The sequence below is a fragment of the Hyphomicrobium sp. LHD-15 genome (assembly GCF_031157355.1).
Taxonomy (GTDB): domain Bacteria; phylum Pseudomonadota; class Alphaproteobacteria; order Rhizobiales; family Hyphomicrobiaceae; genus Hyphomicrobium_C.
This window is the reverse complement of sequence record NZ_JAVIFT010000001.1, coordinates 1,044,639-1,063,906: the sequence shown is the minus strand read 5'-3', so window position 1 is coordinate 1,063,906 and position 19,268 is coordinate 1,044,639. Positions and strand designations below refer to the sequence as shown.

The following is a 19,268-nucleotide window of genomic DNA, read 5'->3' as shown; positions in this document are numbered from 1 at the left end:
AAGGTCAATCCCTGGCCAAAAGGGTCGCGGCTATTTGCGGGTGAGCGCCATGTCGTTGCGATGAACCAGCTCTGGCCCGCCTTCGAACCCGAGGATCTCGGCGATCTCGGACGACTTGCGGCCCAGAATGCGCTCGGCGTCGCTGCGGGTGTACTCAGAAAGTCCACGCCCGAGTTCCCGCCCGTCCGGTCCCCGGATAATCACGGCGTCGCCGCGCTCGAACTCGCCTTCGACGCGCTTGACGCCCGCCACCAGCAGGCTCTTGCCGGCGGTGAGTGCCTTTTCGGCGCCCGCATCGACATAGACCGCGCCGCGCGGCTCGAGCTGCCCGGCGATCCAGCGCTTCTTGGCCGTGACCGGATCCTGCTTCGCCAGGAACCAGGTGACCTTGGAGCCTTCCGAAATGGCGCGCAGCGGATTGAGCACCTTGCCGGTCGTGATGACCATGTTGGTGCCGGCGCCGAGCGCGATCTTGCCGGCTTCGATCTTGGTCTTCATGCCGCCTTTCGAAAGCTCGGTTCCGGCATCACCCGCCATCGCCTCGATCTCGGCCGTGATCTCGGTGACGATCGGGATGTGCTTGGCGGTGGGATCGGAGGCGGGCGGCGCGGTATAGAGGCCGTCGATATCGGAGAGCAGCACCAGGCAGTCGGCCGAGACCATGCTGGCGACGCGCGCCGACAGCCGGTCGTTGTCACCGTATTTGATCTCGGCGGTCGCGACTGTGTCGTTCTCGTTGACGACCGGAATGGCTTTGAGCTCGAGCAGGGTCTCGATGGTATGGCGTGCGTTGAGGTAACGCTGGCGTTGCTCTGTATCTCCCAGGGTCAGCAGGATCTGCGCGACCGTCAGACCGGATTTCGCAGCCAGCTCCTGATAGGCATGGGCAAGACTGATCTGGCCGACGGCGGCAGCGGCCTGCGACTGTTCGAGTTCGAGCGGCCCCTTCGGAAGCCCGAGCTTGTGGCGGCCGAGCGCGATCGAGCCGGACGAGACGAGCACCACGTCGCGGCCCTGCCGCACGAGTTCCGCGACGTCCTCGACGAGGGAGGCCAGCCATTGGGATTTGAGCGTCCCGGTCTCGCGGTCGGTCAGCAGCGCCGAGCCGATCTTGACCACGATCCGGCGCGCCCGCGTCCATTCGGGACGGGCGTGAGACGCTTCGGCAGGGGCAACGGCGGATTGGGTCATCGGGTGTGCTTAAAGGAAATCGGGCGCCACAAGGGTTAATCGTGGCGCTCTCCTAGCATACCCCATGCCTTTCCGGCGAGATGCCCTTTGGAAAGGTTAGGCCTGCGTTTTCGGCAGGGGCGTTTACTGCCCTGAGGCCGCCAGCTCCTCGGCCAGGATGTCGGCTGCCACGACCCCGAGCTTGTTGTTCTTCGCCACCCACTCCCCGGCTGCCTTCATCCGGCTCTTGGGGTCGGCGTCGCCCTCTTCGGCGATCTTGGCGACGAAGAAGCCGCCACCCGTGCGCGCGGCCGACCAGCGCGACCCGTCCCAGGCGACGAAGTTCAGGATTTTACCCGGCTGCTTCTTGTCTCCGAGCGTCACTTCGAGCGCGCCGATGTCGGCGTTCCATTTGAACGAGCCGCACTGGCCGTCCCAGGTCAGGAACTTGACGGTGGGAGCCGGGTCTGTCGGCGACTTGCCGGCCTGGCTCAGCGCGAGGTCGGCGCCGAACCAGCGGGCCGAGACTTTCTCGCCGTCGCAGGACCTGAAGTTGAGCTTGTTGTCCTCGTAGGCGACCGTCTTGGCTGCGGCAGGCGAGGCGGCCGCGACGAGAGAGGCGGCGAGCATCAGAATACGGCGGGTCATCGGTCGGTCTCCGGAATGGGGGCGCATCGGCATTCGTCCTGTCTTGCACGGGCGGGAGCAACCCGAGAAGACCGCATGACCCCGCTTTTTCTGACGTTTTTGTGAGGGGGCGTGAGGCGCGGGATGATCATGCATGTGAAATGGAAATCATCCCAAACGCGATGCCGCATAGCCCGGCATGGAGAGGGAAATCAGAACCGCGTGTGCGCTGCGCTGACGGCCCGAATGAGGGCGAAAACGAGGTCCGCGCTCATACTTTGATTCACGCAAACGGCTTAAGCCGAGAATCCCGCACTCGAATTATGTATTGCGGTATGTGAATGAAAATACTTGGAAATATTGTAGTTATGAAGTCTATCAAGTGTAGCCTCAAGTTAAACGAAGCAGTATGATGCTTGAGTTGTTTGCATCGCACCAAGCAACGCCACTGACATCGCAAACCCCCAAAAAATGGAGTTCTCATGAACCTCCAAGAGCAGAGATTTGCCTGCTTGCGGATGGCGATGGAGCTCGGCTGCAAGGCCGACTCGATCGTGCGTCTCGCAAGAGAAATGAGTGAGTTCATCGAAGGCGCACCCGCTGCGCCGGCCGCGGTAGCGGCCGTCGTGGAAGCCGCACCCGAGATCGCTCCGCAAGCGGAAGCGCCTCTCGACGCCATCGCCGCGTGCGGAACGGCTCTCGCCGAGCCTGTTCTTGCGCCGGAGGCTACCGCCGAAGCTGAGGCCGCACCGGCCGAGGCAACTGCGGAAGCGGCAGCCGAAGAAGTCGTGGCGGAAGCTGTGGCCTCCGAAGAGACGGTTGTTGAAGCCGTCGCCGAAGAAGCTGCGGTCGAAGAAGTGGCAGCCGAAGTCGTGGAGGAAGCTCCCGCGGCGGAAGCAGCTCCAGCTGAGGAAGCGGCGGCTGCGCCGGCCGAGGCAAGCGAAGGAGCGGAAGCACCCGTTGCTGCTGTCGATGCAGCTCCGGAAGCCTCCGAGGAGGCCCCTGCCGCAGAAGCTGCGGCTGAGACCACGTCTGAGGCGGCACCTGCTGCCGACGCTCCTGTCGCGGAAGCCGAAGCTGCGCCGGAAGTCGCTGCTGAGTCGGTTGCCGAAGAGGCTCCTGCCGAAGCAGCACCCGCCGAGGTCGCCGCGGCGACGGAGGAGGCTCCTGCTGCCGAAGCGCCAGCGGAAGCCGTCGCTGAAGCTGCCCCCGTCGAGGCGGCGGCGGAAGCTCCTGCCGAGGCGGTCCCTGCCGCTGAGGAGGCACCTGCCGCGGAAGCTGCTGCTGAAGAGGTAGCTGCCGAAACGGCTCCGGCCGAGGAAGCGCCTGCCGCTGCTGAGGCTGCACCGGAAGCGGAAGTCGCAGCCGTTGCGGAAGAAGCGCCTGCTGCAGAAGTCGCTGCCGCAGCGGAAGAAGAACCAGCCGAGCCCGCTGCGGAAGCAGCAGCCGAGCCCGAGGCCGAAGTTGAAGTCGAGGTTGCCCCTGAAGCGATCGCGGCTTTGAATGGTGCAGCCGAACCAGCATCAGTTCCGGCCGCACCTTAAACTAAGATAAAAAACGCATGCCTCGTGATCCATGCGCAGGGAGATCGAGGGGAAACGACCCAGACACGTGCTTCCGAAAAAGCCTGTCCCGGACTTGATCCGGGATGTGCAGCGGTTTTCCGATAAGAAGCACGGCCCAAACAAGGAGGGCGAGCTGACTTAGTGGCCATCGGTCAGCTCGTCACTTAAGCCGCATCGCACCGAAGTGCACGCCTCAAACCCGCATCACTCAAATGATGCTCTTTGCGTAGAGCTCTGTCCGCCTGTCGCGGAAGAAGCCCCAATCCGCGCGATAGCTTTCGATCAGCGCGAGATCGAACTTGTGCACCAGCACGCCTTCGTCGTCCCGGCCGAAGCTTTCGACCAGCTCGCCGCGATGATCGGCGATGAACGAGTGCCCGTAGAACTGCTGCTTGACGCCCTCGTTGTCCTCGAGCCCGATCCGGTTTGCGGCCACGATCGGTATGGCATTCGAGACGGCATGCCCCTGCATCGCCCGCTGCCACTGGAGATGGGTGTCGAGCGCGTTGTCGTAAGGCTCCGAGCCGATCGCGGTCGGATAGAACAGCACCTCCGCACCCTGAAGCGCCATGGCGCGTGCGGTTTCCGGATACCACTGGTCCCAGCAGATGCCGACGCCGATGTGCCCGCGCTTGGTTTTCCAGGTCTTGAAGCCGGTATCGCCGGGGCGGAAGTAGTACTTCTCCTGATAGCCGGGTCCGTCCGGAATGTGGCTCTTGCGGTAGACGCCGAGGATCTCGCCATCCGCATCCGCGATCGCGACGCTGTTGTAATAGCGCGGCCCATCCTTTTCGAAGAACGAGATCGGGATCACCACTTCGAGCTTCTTGGCGAGCTTGGCGAGCTTCTTCACGCAGGGGTGATCCTCGGCCGGAAACGCGGTCTCGAACCACTTCGGATCCTGCTTGGTGCAGAAGTAGATGCCCTGGAACAGCTCCGAGGGCAGCACCACGTCGGCACCGCGCTCGGCGGCTTCCCGCACCAACGCTTCCGTCTTCTCGATGTTCTCGCCGAGGTCCTGCCCGTAGGAGGTCTGGAGGCTCGCGACGGTGATGGTCCGCTTTTTCATCAGAGGGGTTCCTGCTGAGTGATGCAATGGAAGGAGCCGCCGCCGGCTTCGCCGCAGCCAAGCAGTCCGCGCGAGGAGACGCCGACAACCTTGCGATCCGGGAACACGGCCTGCAAGGCGGTGAGCGCGGCTTCCTGCGTCGGCGTTCCGTAAACCGGCACCACGACCACGCCGTTGGCGATGATGAAATTCATGTGCGAGGCCGGAGAGACCTCACCCAACGCGTTGCGATAAAGCCCGACGCCCGGAATGCGGATCACTTCGAGTTTGCGCCCGGTCGCATCCGTTTCGTTTTCGAGCCGGTTCGCGATGGCATTGAGGATGTCGGCGTTCGGGTCGTCCGGCCCGGCCGGCGCCTGGCAGACGACGCGCCCCGGGGCTACGAAGCGCGCGATGTTGTCGATGTGCCCGTCGGTGTGATCGCCGATCAGGCCTTCGTCCACCCAGATCACTTTCTTGGTGCCGAACGCGCGACGAAGCTCGGCTTCCGCAGCCTCCTTGGTCCAGCCGTTGCGGTTGGGGTTGAGCAGCGTCTGCTTAGTGGCCAGGATGGTACCCTGGCCGTCATGATCCACCGCGCCACCTTCGAGCACGAAATCGAAGCGGTCGATCGGCACGCCGGCGAGATCCGCCACGCGGTCGCCGATCGTCGAGTCGTCAGGCAGATCGTACTTGCCGCCCCAGCTGTTGGTCTGGAAGCGCAGCGCCGCGCGGTCGTTGCCGCGATGGGCGAAGATCGGGCCGGTGTCGCGCAGCCAGATATCGCCGTACTTGGCCGAAACCAGTTCCGCCGAAGCGCCGAGCGCGACCTGCGCGGTCTCCGCCGCCTCGTCGCCGTTGACGAGCACGTAGACCTTGTTGCTTTCGGCGAGCGCTTTGACGAGCGCGGCCACGTCGCGGCGGGGCGCTGCGAGATCGTCGTTCCATTCGCTGGCATCCGCAGGCCACGCCGTCCAGATCGCCACCTGGGGTGCCCACTCAGCGGGTACAATCGTCGTCTCTGCCATCAAGCCAAGGTCCTTGCGTTACGCGGGCCGTAGGTCCGCCCGGCGCCTATAGATCGGAGCGCCGGTCATGCCTTCAAGATGGCAGCAATGCAATACAGTTGGGTGATTGCCGGCGCGCGACATGGCTCAGGCGCATAGATGGCGCACCTCGAAGCCTTCGTTCACGTCGAAATAGGCGCGCGACATTTAGAGGCAACTAATTGATATAAAATAATTATCCTGGAAAATATTTTAGAGGCGCATGCGGCGCCGATCGCAATAGGGACCGGCGCCGGTTCGCGAGGCAGATGGCCAACGCCGCCCGCCTAGGGAATTCGGATGACAAAAACTTTGCGGATCCGCTCGTCGGTTTTCCAAAGCCCGACGAAACCGTTCGGGATCTGGAAGCTGTCGCCAGCCACATACTGCTTGGTCTCTCCGCCATCCTCCGAAAGCGTGACCTTGCCTTCGAACAGGTGGATGAACTCGTCGGCTTTGTAAGTCACACGGTAGGTGCCTGGCATCGCCTCCCAGAAGCCCGTGAGCAGTTTGCCGTCGTCGGCCTTGTGCTCGATCCAGGTTTTCATGGACGGCGACCCATCCACGGGCACCCACCCGTCAAGATCGGTAACAATGGGCGTCGCTTTCGGAGCAAAGAGCTTGCCATAGCCTACGACCGTCATTCGACCACTCCTTGGTTAGATGGAATTGCCGCCGTCACTCAGTGGGACGGCAGGGGCAGGAAGAAAAAATGGCCGGAAACACGAGGTTCCCGGCCAGTCGGGAGGATACGCAGCTTGCACTTAGCCGCGCACGGGGGGATGGGTTCTGAGGCGCAACGGATCGTAGAAGGGCATCTGCACCACGGTTGCTTTGAGGGTCTTTCCGCCGTCGTTGATCTCGAGGGCGGTTCCGAGCGCAGTGTGCGATGGCGAGATCTGCGCCATGGCGAGCGATTTCATGAGGTGTTGGCTGAATGTCGTGCTGGTCACGACACCGACCTCCTTGCCGCCCGCGAAAATCTTGGCACCCGGGTTTGCAGCTTCGCTGGATTCGACTTCGAGCCCGGTGATGAACGAGCGCTCCTTGCCCTTGCTTGCGGCAACGGCCGCCTTGCCGCGGAAATCCGGCTTGCTGAGATCGACCGTCCAGTCGGCGCGGACTTCCCAGGGGGTCGTATCGCCGTGCGGCATGTCGAACGGGAAGAACAGAAGGCCGGATTCGACGCGAACGATGTCGAGGCAGGTCCAGGAGGCCGGAACGACACCCTTCGCCTTGCCCGCTTCCAGGATCGAATCCCAAATGAAGCCGGCATCTGCCCGGCTGGTGAAGACCTCGTAGCCGCGCTCACCCGAGTATCCGCCGCGCGCGATCGAGACGGGGCGGCCGAAGATCGTTGTCTTCAGATGCTTGAAGTAGCCGAGCTTGGCGAGATCGGCAGGCGTATGAGGGGTGAGCACCTCGAGTGCCACGGGGCCCTGCAGCGAAAGAATGTGCACATCGTCGTCGCGCTCGACCTTGACGTTGTACTTGGGGGAGAATTCCTTGAGCGCCTCGCCGAATGCACCGCCGCCGTGAGAGATGCGGAACGTATTCGGGCCGTCGACGTAAACGAGCACGTCGTCGATGAGGGCGCCTGCTTCGTTCACCGTGTTCGAGATGTGCGAGTCGCCTGCCGCGGCCTTGGAGATATCGGTGGTGAGCAGGTAGTTGAGGAAGGTCGTCGCATCGGGACCGGATACGTTCCAGATGTTGAGGCCCGTGACCTCGATGAGCCCTGCGCGATAACGCGTGGCTGCAACCTCGTCGTAGGCATTGGTCGAGTAGTTCTGCGGGATCGGCAAGCCGTTCCACGATTGGGTCAGATCCGATCCGAGCGCTCGGTGGCGGCTCTCGAGTGCGGTCTTGCGCGTGATGTCCGACATTAGAAATTCCTCCAAGTTTATTCTGTCTGGTCGTGGACGCACGCCGGAAAGCGCGTGCGGAAATCGTGATGAAATTTTCGGAGCCGTCCGCGCCTCAATCCGCGCCACCGCCTTGCGAGGTGGGGGCTCCGTCGTCGTACTTGGAGAGCCAATCCAGCGTGGTGTCGCGGTAGCGGGTGATGCCCTTGTAGTCGATCAGCTCTTGCGGAAGCGTCTTCAGCACGCGATGCATGCGCCGTCCCCACTTCGGGACGGTGACGAGTTCGCGCATCTTGATCAGATAGCCGCGGATCGAGAACAGGATGGCGTTGGACCTGGGCAGACGCCACAAGGCCTGCAGCTCGACGCGCAGGTGCACCTTGTCCCCGACGTTCTCGGGCGTGACCGTGGTGCGATCCTTGCCCCACTTGTTGTAGTTCTCCGGGCTCGTATCGAGGCGCGGATTGATCGTCATGGTCCAGTTGAGGCGGCGAACGGGCTGGTCGAGCTGGAGGTTGAGAAGGAACTTCAACGCGCGGTCGAACACCTTCATGTCATGGGCCAGCGGCACGGGGCCGTGCCATTCCATGAAGTTCATGCCGACGTCGAAATCGAGCGACCAGTCGGCCTGCGTGGTGATGATGCCGGCATCTATCCAGAGCTGGCCGTCACGCTGATCCTGGATCGAGAAGTCGCCCTGGCATTGGCGGCCGATGTATTCCATCGGCTCGTAGGGAAGCGTCGAGACATCACCGAAGACGAACTTCTGGTCGATGTTGAGCGGCTTGTTGATCCAGTGCCAATGGTCGCCCTCGGTCTTGAGCGAGAACCACTGCGGGTAGTCCCGCGCCATCGACGTCATGATGAGTTCGAGGAAGTCCCACTGCGCAAGCATCATGTGGGGCAGCGCTTGGCAGCGAAGCGGATCCTCCTTGAGCACGATCGCGCGATCCTGCATCTCGGAAACATAGTGCTCGTTGATGTCGATCGGAAACTCGAACACCGAGCCGGCGGGGCCCTTGGTGTGCGGCTCGATGTTCACCGAGTACATGTACTTGTCTTCCCAGAACGGGAACGGAAAGCGCCGAATAGATTCGGGACTGTTGAAGAAGGTGTAGTCGTCCCGAAATGTCTCTTTCTTGAATTCCTGGTTCATAGCCTGCTCCTTGAGCGCGTCGCTGAAATCGGGGTCAGAGATCGAGGGCGATCCGAGATCCTTTGATGCGAGAGACGCAGATCATGATCTTGTTTCCTGCCTGCTTTTCTTCGTCGGTCAGATAGTGGTCGTAGTGGAGAATGCCTCCGTCGCAGTTTGCGACGGCGGTCTCGCATTGCCCGCATGCCCCGCCGCGGCAGAGGTAGGGCGGTTCGAGCCCGGCGGATTCGAGCGCCTGCAGAATGCTTTCGTCTTCCTTCACCCGAACGGTCCGCGCCGATTTCGTGAGGTCCACGTCGAACGGAAGGCCGCCGCGCGGAGCGGTAAAGTGCTCGGCGTGGACATGCTGGCTCGGCCAGCCCGCTTCTTGCGCAAGCCGCAGGACGTCTTCGATCATCACATCCGGACCGCAGACGTAGAGATGGGTTCCGAGCGGCTGCTGGCCGAGCAGATTGGTGAGATCGATGCGCTGGGCCGAGACGGTCTGGTAGTGGTGCAGCTTGCGCCCGTACTTCTGCTTCAGAGTTTCGACGTAGGCGCCCGAGCTCGGCGTGCGCGTGGAATAGTGGAGCTCGAACGGCGCGCCGATCTGCGAGAGCTGTTCGGCCATCGACATGATGGGAGTGATGCCGATGCCACCCGCGATGAGCAGGTGCTTGCGGGCCCTGAGATCGATGGAGAAGAGATTGGACGGATGGCTGAGGGTGACGAAAGCCCCTTCGTAGAGCTTTTCGTGCACGAAAAGAGAGCCGCCGTGCGAGTTGTTGGTCTTGAGAACGCTGATTTCGTAGCCGGTGGTGTCGTTCAGCGGGCCCATAAGCGAATAGGGATTCTTGATGGTCTTGGCGCCGTCGCGCATCGTAACGACGGTATGCGCGCCGGCGGAAAACTTCGGGAGCGGCCTGCCGTCGACCGGAACGAAACGGACGTGTTTGATGCGCTCGGCGACGGTCTCGACCCGGGCCACGCGGACGGGAATTTCTGCTCCGCTCATTTGAACACCTCGACGATTTCAGGAAGCTCGCCGGGAATCTCCGCGTCGACGCAGACACCCTGGAAAGCCGCGAGCCGCTTCGAGTAGTGGTCGCGGACGAGAAGATTGGTGCCGCAGTGCGCGCACTTGACGATGTTCGTCTTCACGTTCTCGGTAAATCCCTTGCAATGAACGCACTGGACACGGCGGGCGAGCGTGCCGCGGTGTTCGGTCAGAACGGCTTGCGGGTCCATTCCGAGCTCCTGTGAGAGCTGGACGGCGAGCCCGATGAGTGTTTCGGTTCCCGCTGCGTAGATGCGCGTCCCCATCCGCGCGACGTTCAGCACGCCTTGCAGGCGGCGGATCGCGGTGACGATCGTCGGCAGGGCGTGGACGAACTCGACGGGAAGTTGTTTCAGCCGCGTCGTGTAGTCGGCGCTGTTGGCGTCGGTTTCGGCATAGACGATCGTGACGCGCCCTTTGATCTGCGCACCATGCCGATTGAACAGATCGATGATTGCTTGCGCGCCGTCTCCATCCGCTGCGAACACGTGATGGTTCGCATGGGGGTCGGCAACCAGGCCCGGATATTGCGGTCTGCTCTTGATGCCCTCGATAAGCATGGGCATTCCTCCGATGGTTCTGCTTTTTCGCTTTGCTGAGGGTTGCACGGCGGCTCGGACGTGCCGAGTTGCCATTGCCCTCGCTACGGGTGCTTCATAAGGCCGTGGGTGGCGACGGACCGTGAGGCCCGTCGCCCTTCGCAATCAACCTGGCAGCTGGAAGAACCAGTTGGCCGTGAGAACAACCGCAACGCCTGCAATCAGCGTCAGGTAGGGCAGGATGCCTGCCTTGCGCACCTTGAGGTCAGCCTCGGTGAGGTTGAGGTCCTCGAGCATGTTCGGAGGGAAGCGACCCTTGTCCTGAACGTAGTGGCGGAAAAGGAACACGGGGATGATCAGGCTTGCCGCGATCATGCCGGCCCAAAGTGCCACGGGGTTCCAGACCTTCGCGCCGGCGCCGAGGAACACGGCGTTGGCGAAGGCGAACAGTGTGCCGAGTCCGAGCAGGATTGTCGGTGCCTTCCACGGACGCTGGATGTGGCCGTTGTCGATGCGGTGGATCCAGCCCGAGTTGAGGTTCAGGAAGTTGAAGATGACGTAGCAGCAGTTGGAAACGGCGAGGATGAAGAAGTAGCTCGTCGCGTCCGCCGCAGCGATCGCCAGCAGGCCGAGGTTGAAGATGAGGTCCGACCACATCGCGGCCGTAGGCGCACCATGGCTGTTCACGCGCGACAGGTAGCGAGGAAGCCAGCCGTCGACCGAGCCCTGGTAGAGGGTCCGCGACGAGCCGGCCATCGCCGTCATGATCGCGAGCATCAGGGCGAAGATCATCAGCATCACCATGATGGATGTGATGAAGCCGCCGCCGCCGACCATCTGCCCCATTGCGTGCGCGACACCCGAGCCGTCCACGATGGAAGCATCGAGCATGCCATTAAGTCCGAGCACGCCCTGGAACGTAAACGGCACCAGCGAGTAGAGGACGAGGCAGAGAAGACCGGAATAGAAGATGGCGCGGAACGTGTCGGTCTTCGGGTTCTTGAACTCGCTCGTGTAGCAGATGGCCGTTTCGAACGCGTAGGTCGACCAAGCCGCGATGAACATGCCGCCGAGGACGAGCGTCCAGCCGCCGATGTTCCATTCGCCGTGGCTAGGCACGTAGGCTTCCTTGAGCGGGACGAGCGGCGAATAGTTGTCCCAGTTGATCTGGCCGGTCACGATCGGCGCGATGCCGACGATGAGCATCGGCACGATGACCAGAAGTCCGATGTACTTCTGCACGTTCGCGGTGCCGAGGATGCCGCGATGCTGGATCGCAAACGTCACAAGCATGAGCGCGACGCCGATAAAGAACGTCCAGTTGAGCGAGAACGACACCGGACCGATGGTCCCGCTCGTAAGCGTCCAGTTGCGGAAAGCCGGCGTCAGAGCGGCCACGCCATCCTGCGCGAGAAGCGCTGCGACAGCTTCGTTGGCCGTCTTGCCGGCATTGGCGGCGAGCCACTCGACGACCCGCGGGCTATCGGCGGCAATCGAGCTGGCGTTGGCCTTCACCCAGGCCAGCACTTCAGGCGACTCTGCGCCGGGAATGGGGCCAAGGGCATTGAGAATGTAAGCCGCTGCGATCGAGCAGCCGAGCGAGAGCACCGGCGTCCAGGCGAGCCAGTTGCACCACACCGAGAGCGGAGCGATCAGCTTCGAATAGCGAACCCAGGCGGATGCGCCGTAAACGGAAGCGCCACCCGACTTGTTGGGAAACAGTCCGGCGATTTCAGCGTACGTGAAGGACTGGATGAAGCCCATGCACATGCTGGCGAACCAGACCAGAAAGGCCACGTTGCCGGTCGTGCCGGCAATACCGCCAATGGAAAACAACACGAGCGCAGGGACACCGCTGGCAACCCAGAAGGCCCCGCGCCAATCTATTGCGCGCTGTAGTGAGGGCGGCTGCTCGGCCGCCAACGTGCCTGTTACGACATTCATGTTTCTTCCCCAGTCGATTTTTGTTTTTCGCGCCGTGCCCCGGCTTTGCGCCGGCGACGCCTGGTCAAACCCGTGCTGATCTCAGGTGGGAAACTCCCATCCAGATCAAACCAAATTTGTCCAAACCGAGCCATTATTGGTACGGTCGCATGCAGTCTAATTTAAAGTTGATCGTGATCAATCGAAAAAGTTCACTCTGGGGAAACTTTCTGCCTTGGAAAGGTGAAGGATAATGGCGGTCAGAGCCGATAGCCGAGCGATACATTGAATTTTCGCTGGAAATTACCGCCATGGTTCAATATGGTCTGTTTTGGTTTGATGGCGCTGCAATCGCTTCTCTCAAGGCGTCGGCGCATTACGGTGGCTTTGGTATGGTTTCGTCTTCATCAGAAGATTGGGAGGTCGTCACGGCGAGGGCGTTTTCTCGTCTCGCAACCGGTCGGCACGAAGATGCCGCTGATTTGCTGCTGCGTATGGAAGCCGAACTCGCCACCGAAGCGTCGCCTCCGTTGCGCGCCGCTATTCACAACAACGCGGGTCTCGCTCATCTCCTCCGCGACCGGTCTCAGGACGCCGGATCCGCTTTCGAGACAGCTGCTTCGCTGTGGAAGCAAACCCTGCTGAGCGTTCGCGAAACGGAGATCCCGATTTCAGGTCGCAGCTCGTCGTTCCACTTGATGCTGGCAGCACGCCATCATTCGGCCTTTGCCGAGTTGCGGCGGCGGCGTGTGATTGAATTGCTGGGAACCGCGACGCAAATGACTGAACTCAACCGGAGCCCCTTGTGGCGCGAGCGCGGGGCGCAGGCTTCCGAGTTTCTCTCGAAGGTATGCGAAGCGTTCGGCCCAAATTGTGCGGAGGCTGTGATCGCGCGCGATCAGCTTGCCCGCGGCGGGCAGGAGGGTGCCGTTGATCCGTCCCCCTACCGCCTCAAGTCCGAACGTATCGTTGGGCTTCCTCGGCGAGCTCTCTCTGGGGAAGAGGCTGATATATGCGCCGACGTCGAGCGTGCAGCTCATCTCACCGGCCTCGTCATTCCCGGCTTCCCCGCCGAGAGGCATCATGCCGGTCGCGCCGGTAAAGCAACCACAAGCGAGGCAATCGAGCGGTGACGGACAACGACCAGATGATGCAACGGACGGCGGAGCCGCCGCCCTGGGAAGTGGATGCTTCGGACCATCCGTTGGTGAAGCAGCCCGTCAAAACCGTGGCCGCGCAAATTTTCGCGCGTGTTGTCTCCGGTGAATATTCCTACGGCACGCGGATCCCAGCCGAACGCGAGCTTGCGCAGGATTTCTCAGAATCCCGCAACACCGTGCGCCAGGCTCTGGATTTTCTGGAGACTTACGGCGTCGTCGCGCGGCGCGCCGGGTTTGGGGCCTTCGTGACCTATCGGAGGACGACCACCCAGTCTGTCGTGAGCGAGGAGGGGGGCGGCGTCATCAATATTACCGCCATCGCCGAGACCGTCTCTCCATTCGAGATGAACGTCGCGGAATCGATTATCGAGCCGGAGATCGCGCGACTGGCAACGATCTACATGTCCATTCGCGACCTGACCGCCTTGCGGACCGTGCTGGAGGAACTTGACGAGATCGTTGCCGACGCCGAACGCTTCGCGCATCTCGAGAAGCAATTCATGATGACCCTATGCAAGGGGACACACAACACTGCGATCATCACGATGTATCGCGTGCTGCATGAGGTTCGCAAACAGCCGCAATGGTGCGCCGACAAAAAGCGCACGCTTACACCCGACAATATCCGTCAAGCGCGGCGTGCGCTGCGGTCTCTCTTTACGGCGCTCGAGCGTCGTGATGTCGACACGGCGGTGGAGTGCATGAGGCTGTATCTGGCTTCGGGACAAGAGGGCATGATCTACGCCGCATCGTGATGAGCGGCAGCAGCCAGCCGAGCGTTCGGCGAGCTGCATACGAAGGGTGCCATATCGGAGATCGTGGCTGGCTATAAGAAGAAAAGAGAGATTGCCGGTCGGCAATCCTGAAGGAGGCAAGATGCAACCGGCTAAATTGAAATGGGGCGAAAGCGTTATGCGAGCGGCCCTTTCGGCGCACGCCGGAAAGGTTGCGGCCCTATGATTGCGCGCCCAAAGAGCCCGCTCGCCTCTGCTCTTTCGCTGGCTCTCGCCGATCACGATCTTGAATCGCCGACTGTCCTACGCGTGGGCTTTCTCGCCCCGCTGACCGGCAAGCTCAAGTCCTGGGCGGAGCCTGGTCTCAATGGCAGCTTGATTTGGCGTGACCGAGTGAATGCCGCGGGTGGCATCAAGGTCGGCATGCGCCGCTACATGGTCGATCTGGTTCCGTTTGATACCAAGTTCCAGCCCGACCTTGCGCTCGCCGGCGTCAAGAAGCTCATCAACGAGGATAATGTGAAGTTCATCCTCATGGTGGGCGGCAACGATTTTACCGAGCAGGTGCGCAGGGTCATCAATCAGCATCGCATGCTGGTGGCGACCTTGTTGCCGACCGATCTCACTCCCGATGCACCCACCCTCGTCGCGCCGAGCGAAGTGCACCCCATCTACAATGTGACGGGCGTGGACTGGCTCGCGCGGCAGGATCCGACATTGAAGACGGCCGCGATGTGCGCGCAGGATGATTTGCACGGCCTGCCATCCATCGCCACCTATCGGGCTGCGTTCGAGGCGGCAGGTATCGAGCTCGTGGCCGAGCATCTTTTTCCCGTCGAAACTACGGATTTCGGCCCCATCGTCGACAAACTCATGGCGAGCAATCCCGACATTCTATGCTGGGACACGGCTTATGAGCCGTTCTTGCATGCGCTCACCAGGGAAGCGTTCAAGCGCGGCTTCAAGGGGCGTCTGCTCTCGTGCACCTGCGACAACTATCAAAGCCTCATTGCGCACACGAGCGCGGAATTCATGGAGGGTTTCGTTTTCCAGTTTCCGGACTTCGACGATCCCCGCCTCAACGACTCGCAGGTCAACTTCGAGAACGCGAACGACTTCTATGCGGATTTCTGCGAGCGTTTTCCGGGAACGTGGAGTGCCGTGTCCTGGGAATATGCCTCGACGCTCGAGCTGTGGAGATTGGCGGTTCAACGCGCCCGCACGTTCGAGCCGTTCTCAGTGCTCTCCATGATGAAATTCGGTGGTGTCGGACATCACGCCTTTGGAGAAGCGCACTGGTGGGGAGATGAGCTGTTCGGCATCGACAATGCTCTGGTCGGATATTGGCCTGTGGTCATGATCCAGAACGGGCGGGCGCGCATCCAGGAATTCTCGTCGATCCCCGACTGGTGGAGCAAGAACAAGGCGTTGCTGGTCCGGCATATGCGAAGCATGAACCTGATGTGGGACCAGCGCGAGCCGGTCCCGTTCACGCCGCGCTTCGCGGATTTCGGCCGAGCTGAGACAACCTGATGCGAACGGCTCTTCCGCAATGCCTGATACGCTTTCTGCAAGCTGAAAAAGCCAAGTCATGATTGCAAAATCACGAAGTCCGCTGGCGACCGCATTGCAAGTTGCGATGCGAGATTTGGGAGCCAAGCCGGACCGGACGCTGAAGATTGGATTCCTCGCGCCGTTGAGTGGCGCACTCAAGTCTTGGGCTTCGCCGGGCCGCGATGGCTGCAAGATTTGGCTCGATCGCGTGAATGCGCAGGGCGGCCTCAAGGTCGGAAACCGCAGGTTCCTCGTCGAGCTCGTCGAGCACGACACTCTCTATAAGCCCGAGGTAGCCCTCCAGGGCGCAAAGAAGCTCATCATGGAAGATGGCGTAAAGCTCATTCTCATGATGGGAGGTAACGACTTCTCGCCCGAGGTGCGCGAGTTCGTGAGCCGCCACCGCATGCTCGTCACGACGCTTCTGCCGAGCGATCTTTCGCCCGATGCGCCAACCCTGCTCGCACCGACTGAGGTGCATCCGATCTACAATGTCACCGGTGTCGATTGGCTGAAACGCACCAAACCGCACCTCAAGACCGCGGCCTTGTGCGCTCAGCGCGATCTCTTGGGGCTACCGTCGCTCGCAACATATCGCGCGGCATTCGAGGCGGCGGGCATCGAGATCGTGGCGGAACGATTGTTCGAGCCCACGACCAGTGATTTCGCGTCGATCGTCGAAGATCTAATGGCCGACGATCCTGACATCCTGTGCTGGGATACGGCCTACGAGCCCTTTGTGCATGCGCTCACCATTGAAGCCTTCAAGAGAGGCTATGACGGGCAGATCCTGTCCTGCACCTGCGACAACTATCCGGAGCTGATCCGCCGAACGAGCGCGGAGTTCATGGAGGGATTCGTCTTCCAGTTCCCGGATTTCGACGATCCCCGGCTTGCCGAGCCGCAGGTCAATTTCGAGAACGCGAACGAATTCTACGCCGACTTCTGCAAGCGCTTTCCCGGCACATGGGGCGCCGTGTCGTGGGAGTACGCCTCGACGCTCGAGCTATGGAAATCAGCCGTGCAGCAGGCGCGCTCCTTCGACCCCGCGTCCGTTCTCGCCATGATGAAGGTGGGCGGGGTGGGAAAGCATGCGTTTGGCGAGGCGATATGGTGGGGCAAGGATCTGTTCGGGATCGATAACGCCCTCGTCGGCGACTGGCCCGTCGTGACCATCGAAAATGGGCGGGCACGCATCCAGGAATATGGATCGATCATCGATTGGTGGACTCAGCACCAGCACATCCTGGTCAAACATATGCGGGCGCTGGACCTGATGTGGGACCAGCGCGAGCATCTGGCTGCAAAATGCTAAGCGCATGCCGATCCGCAGGCTGCGACCAGCAAGGCCCTTGCACAATATTGTCCAGTGCGAAATCATAATCACAAATCATTCTCAAAATGAGAACAATATTGTGGACCTGACTTCCCTGGAAATCCTGCGCGTCGTTGCCGCCGAGAGAAGCGTCACCCGTGCAGCAAAGGCGCTTGGGCGTGCGCCGTCGAACGTCACCATTCGCGTGCAGCAGCTCGAACAGCATCTCGGGGTGGCGCTTTTCAGCCGGGACGGCAAGAAAATGACGCTCACCCAGGAGGGCGAAACCTTTCTCGCCTACGCAAACCGTCTGCTGGCGCTGGCACAGGAAGCGCGCGAGGCCGTGAAGCCCGTTGAGCCGGGAGGCTGTCTGCGTGTCGGGACCATGGAAAGCACCGCCGCCAGCCGTTTGCCCAAAGTCCTTTCGTGGTTTCACACACGTTGGCCCACGGTCTCGATCAAGCTCACGATGGGAGCCACGCGCGAACTCATCGACGACGTCGTCGAGGAACGGCTGGACTGCGCATTTGTCGCCCGGCCACCCGGATCGATTGCGGGCGCCGGCAAGATCAAGGCGGAGCGGGTATTCACCGAACAGTTGCTCATCGTCATGCCGCGCGATCATCCGGAAATCGACGATGCCGCAGGCTTGCAGGTCGACACACTGGTCGCGCTGGAGCCGGGCTGCACGTACCGGCGTGTCGCAGAAGCGTGGGTCGGCAAATCGGCCGAGGTACAAACCATCGAGGTCGGCTCCTATCACGCCATTCTGGCCAGCGTTTCGGCCGGAGGAGCCGTTGGAGTTATTCCGCGCTCGGTTCTTGAGATCATGCCCTCGACTTCGTCGTTCAAACTCCACGTTCTCGGCGACGTCGACACGCTGCTCATTCGCCGCCGTGACCGTCGTCCACCGGCATTCGACGCCTTTTGGGATGTCCTGACGGCCGCCGCCGGCACCAACCGTATCCCAGCCTGAACATCGCCCTGCGTCGCGGCGCAGCTCTCAACCTCCATTCTCCACCTGCCGTCTGCTGAAAGGCCGCAGGGAAGGCTTTCCATGTCCGAAAAATCCGATCCAAACGCTTCGACACCGTCACGAACCCGGTTTCGCCTGTTCGTCCCGATACTCGCAGGTGCGACCCTCCGCGAGCGCATGGTCGCTTGTCTGGGTGCGCTGATCGGCATTGGCCTGACCGGCCTCGTCTGTGCGCTTGTCCTCGGTCGCGATTCCCATTTCCCGCTGTTGGTCGCGCCGATGGGCGCGTCGGCGGTATTGCTTTTCGCGGTGCCGTCGAGCCCGCTCGCGCAACCCTGGGCGATTGTGGGCGGGAACACGCTGTCGGCGCTGGCCGGCGTTCTGGTCGGATACGCTGTCCCCGAGCCAATCATTGCAGCGGGTGTCGCTGTTGCCATGGCCATTGCCGTGATGACGTTTGCGCGCTGCTTGCACCCACCCGGTGGGGCAGCGGCTTTGACGGCGGTGCTCGGTGGACCGGTGATCGTCAAATGGGGATTGTTGTTTCCGCTGGTACCGGTGGCTCTGAACTCCTGCATTCTCGTGGGGCTGGGCGTGCTGTTTCATCGGCTGTCGCGGCGAGCCTATCCGCATGTCGCGCCGGCGCAGCCGGTCAACACCCATGGCACTTCGGATCTTCCGTCGCCTCTGCGGGTCGGTTTTCACAAGGAAGACATCGATGCCGCGCTCGCCAAGGTCGATGAATCATTCGACATCGATCGCGACGATCTCGAACGGCTGCTGAAAGAGGTCGAGCTACAGGCAGCAATCCGCTCGCATGGCGAGATCTCCTGCGCCGACATCATGTCCCGCGATGTCATTGCGATCCGGCCGCAGTCCACGCAGCAGGAGGCGCTGTCATTGCTCCTTCGGCACAACATACGGGTGCTGCCCGTTACGGACGACGACGGGCACCTGCTGGGCACGGTGGGTCTTCGCGAGCTTGTCGGCGAGGGCGATCACATATCCGAGGTCGTTTCGACGCCAGCGACGGCGTCTCCGTTGGCGCCTGCGGTCAGCCTTTTGCCGGTGCTGACCGATGGCAGAACGCACGCGGTCATCATCGTCGACAGCAGCAGGCATGTGCTCGGGCTTATCTCGCAGACCGATTTGCTGAGCGCTGTCGGGCGCCAGACCTGAAAGATCAGCACAGTGCCGCCGCGATGGCCTCGACGCCGAACGGCCCAGTTCGAGATCTTCGGGACTCTGGATGCGTGTTCCCGTATTGTCCGTTTGACGGGGCCGTCGTTTAGGCTAAAAACCCCAGAGAATAAGGCCTTGCGGGCGTAGTTCAGTGGTAGAACGTCAGCTTCCCAAGCTGAATGTCGTCGGTTCGATCCCGATCGCCCGCTCCAAATTGCCTGCGGCGTAACGCTCCTCCGAGCAATTCCAGCAATCCTTCCCGCCCAATCGCGCGTTTTCCGAAACGTAGGCTTAGTGTTGTCCGGCTTGTCCGGCGCGGAGGATGAAGCCTGCTAGCTGAGCGGCGAGACGGCCCCGAGTTGGCGGATTTTG

Annotated in this window: 17 protein-coding genes, 1 tRNA gene and 1 pseudogene; 8 read left to right on the top strand and 11 right to left on the bottom strand. The window is 61.7% G+C overall.

The window, feature by feature from the left end:
* Positions 1–30: 30 nt before the first annotated feature.
* Positions 31–1,191 carry a glutamate 5-kinase gene (proB, locus tag RCO24_RS04855; protein ID WP_308960274.1) on the bottom strand — a complete coding sequence of 387 codons (1,161 nt, stop codon included), beginning with the start codon at positions 1,189–1,191 and terminating at the stop codon, positions 31–33.
* A gap of 123 nt (positions 1,192–1,314) precedes the next feature.
* On the bottom strand, positions 1,315–1,818 hold the full coding sequence (locus RCO24_RS04850; protein ID WP_308960273.1) for a hypothetical protein: 504 nt from the start codon (positions 1,816–1,818) through the stop codon (positions 1,315–1,317).
* Positions 1,819–2,279: 461 nt separating this feature from the next.
* Between RCO24_RS04850 and RCO24_RS04845 the strand changes: the two genes are divergently transcribed.
* Complete coding sequence (locus RCO24_RS04845) at positions 2,280–3,341, top strand: hypothetical protein (protein ID WP_308960272.1); 1,062 nt, start codon at positions 2,280–2,282, stop codon at positions 3,339–3,341.
* 229 nt (positions 3,342–3,570) lie between these two features.
* Here the strand turns inward: RCO24_RS04845 and aguB are convergent, their stop codons facing one another.
* The 8 genes from aguB to RCO24_RS04805 all read right to left on the bottom strand — a co-directional run bounded on the left by aguB (position 3,571) and on the right by RCO24_RS04805 (position 11,996).
* Positions 3,571–4,431: an N-carbamoylputrescine amidase gene (aguB, locus tag RCO24_RS04840; protein ID WP_308960271.1), complete on the bottom strand. Its 861-nt coding sequence runs from the start codon at positions 4,429–4,431 to the stop codon at positions 3,571–3,573.
* A complete protein-coding gene (locus RCO24_RS04835; RefSeq protein WP_308960269.1) occupies positions 4,431–5,438 on the bottom strand; it encodes an agmatine deiminase family protein in 1,008 nt (335 codons plus the stop codon). The genes aguB and RCO24_RS04835 overlap by 1 nt, the downstream gene beginning before the upstream one ends.
* 305 nt (positions 5,439–5,743) lie before the next feature.
* Positions 5,744–6,100 carry a cupin domain-containing protein gene (locus tag RCO24_RS04830; protein ID WP_308960268.1) on the bottom strand — a complete coding sequence of 119 codons (357 nt, stop codon included), beginning with the start codon at positions 6,098–6,100 and terminating at the stop codon, positions 5,744–5,746.
* Positions 6,101–6,220: 120 nt separating this feature from the next.
* The gene (locus RCO24_RS04825) at positions 6,221–7,342 is read right to left on the bottom strand and encodes an aminomethyltransferase family protein (RefSeq protein ID WP_308960267.1); all 1,122 of its coding nucleotides are present in this window, start codon (positions 7,340–7,342) and stop codon (positions 6,221–6,223) included.
* A gap of 94 nt (positions 7,343–7,436) precedes the next feature.
* A complete protein-coding gene (locus RCO24_RS04820) occupies positions 7,437–8,477 on the bottom strand; it encodes a DUF3445 domain-containing protein (RefSeq protein WP_308960265.1) in 1,041 nt (346 codons plus the stop codon).
* 34 nt (positions 8,478–8,511) lie between these two features.
* Positions 8,512–9,471: a PDR/VanB family oxidoreductase gene (locus RCO24_RS04815; RefSeq protein WP_308960264.1), complete on the bottom strand. Its 960-nt coding sequence runs from the start codon at positions 9,469–9,471 to the stop codon at positions 8,512–8,514.
* Entirely contained in the window at positions 9,468–10,073 is a 606-nt protein-coding gene (locus RCO24_RS04810) for a dimethylamine monooxygenase subunit DmmA family protein (RefSeq protein WP_308960263.1), read from the bottom strand. The genes RCO24_RS04815 and RCO24_RS04810 overlap by 4 nt, the downstream gene beginning before the upstream one ends.
* A gap of 144 nt (positions 10,074–10,217) precedes the next feature.
* Positions 10,218–11,996 carry an APC family permease gene (locus tag RCO24_RS04805; protein ID WP_308960262.1) on the bottom strand — a complete coding sequence of 593 codons (1,779 nt, stop codon included), beginning with the start codon at positions 11,994–11,996 and terminating at the stop codon, positions 10,218–10,220.
* A gap of 290 nt (positions 11,997–12,286) precedes the next feature.
* On the opposite strand from RCO24_RS04805, the gene RCO24_RS04800 reads away from it, so the two are divergent.
* From RCO24_RS04800 to RCO24_RS04790, 3 genes are all read left to right on the top strand, one after another.
* Positions 12,287–13,108 (top strand): hypothetical protein, encoded by an 822-nt coding sequence (locus tag RCO24_RS04800; RefSeq protein ID WP_308960260.1) that lies wholly within the window; start codon positions 12,287–12,289, stop codon positions 13,106–13,108.
* Positions 13,105–13,890 (top strand): FCD domain-containing protein, encoded by a 786-nt coding sequence (locus RCO24_RS04795; RefSeq protein WP_308960258.1) that lies wholly within the window; start codon positions 13,105–13,107, stop codon positions 13,888–13,890. Before RCO24_RS04800 ends, RCO24_RS04795 begins: the two co-directional genes overlap by 4 nt.
* 201 nt (positions 13,891–14,091) lie before the next feature.
* Positions 14,092–15,402 carry an ABC transporter substrate-binding protein gene (locus RCO24_RS04790; protein WP_308960257.1) on the top strand — a complete coding sequence of 437 codons (1,311 nt, stop codon included), beginning with the start codon at positions 14,092–14,094 and terminating at the stop codon, positions 15,400–15,402.
* On the opposite strand, the pseudogene RCO24_RS19240 reads toward RCO24_RS04790, so the two are convergent.
* Positions 15,349–15,462: pseudogene (locus RCO24_RS19240) on the bottom strand (hypothetical protein); the annotation flags it as partial. The gene RCO24_RS04790 and the pseudogene RCO24_RS19240 sit on opposite strands and share 54 nt — an antisense overlap.
* 46 nt (positions 15,463–15,508) lie before the next feature.
* On the opposite strand from RCO24_RS19240, the gene RCO24_RS04785 reads away from it, so the two are divergent.
* From RCO24_RS04785 to RCO24_RS04770, 4 genes are all read left to right on the top strand, one after another.
* Positions 15,509–16,738: an ABC transporter substrate-binding protein gene (locus tag RCO24_RS04785; protein WP_308960255.1), complete on the top strand. Its 1,230-nt coding sequence runs from the start codon at positions 15,509–15,511 to the stop codon at positions 16,736–16,738.
* A gap of 100 nt (positions 16,739–16,838) precedes the next feature.
* Positions 16,839–17,714: a LysR family transcriptional regulator gene (locus RCO24_RS04780; RefSeq protein WP_308960254.1), complete on the top strand. Its 876-nt coding sequence runs from the start codon at positions 16,839–16,841 to the stop codon at positions 17,712–17,714.
* Positions 17,715–17,795: 81 nt separating this feature from the next.
* The gene (locus RCO24_RS04775) at positions 17,796–18,893 is read left to right on the top strand and encodes an HPP family protein (protein WP_308960253.1); all 1,098 of its coding nucleotides are present in this window, start codon (positions 17,796–17,798) and stop codon (positions 18,891–18,893) included.
* Between the two features lie 140 nt (positions 18,894–19,033).
* Positions 19,034–19,108 (top strand) — tRNA-Gly (locus RCO24_RS04770).
* Positions 19,109–19,268: the final 160 nt, after the last annotated feature.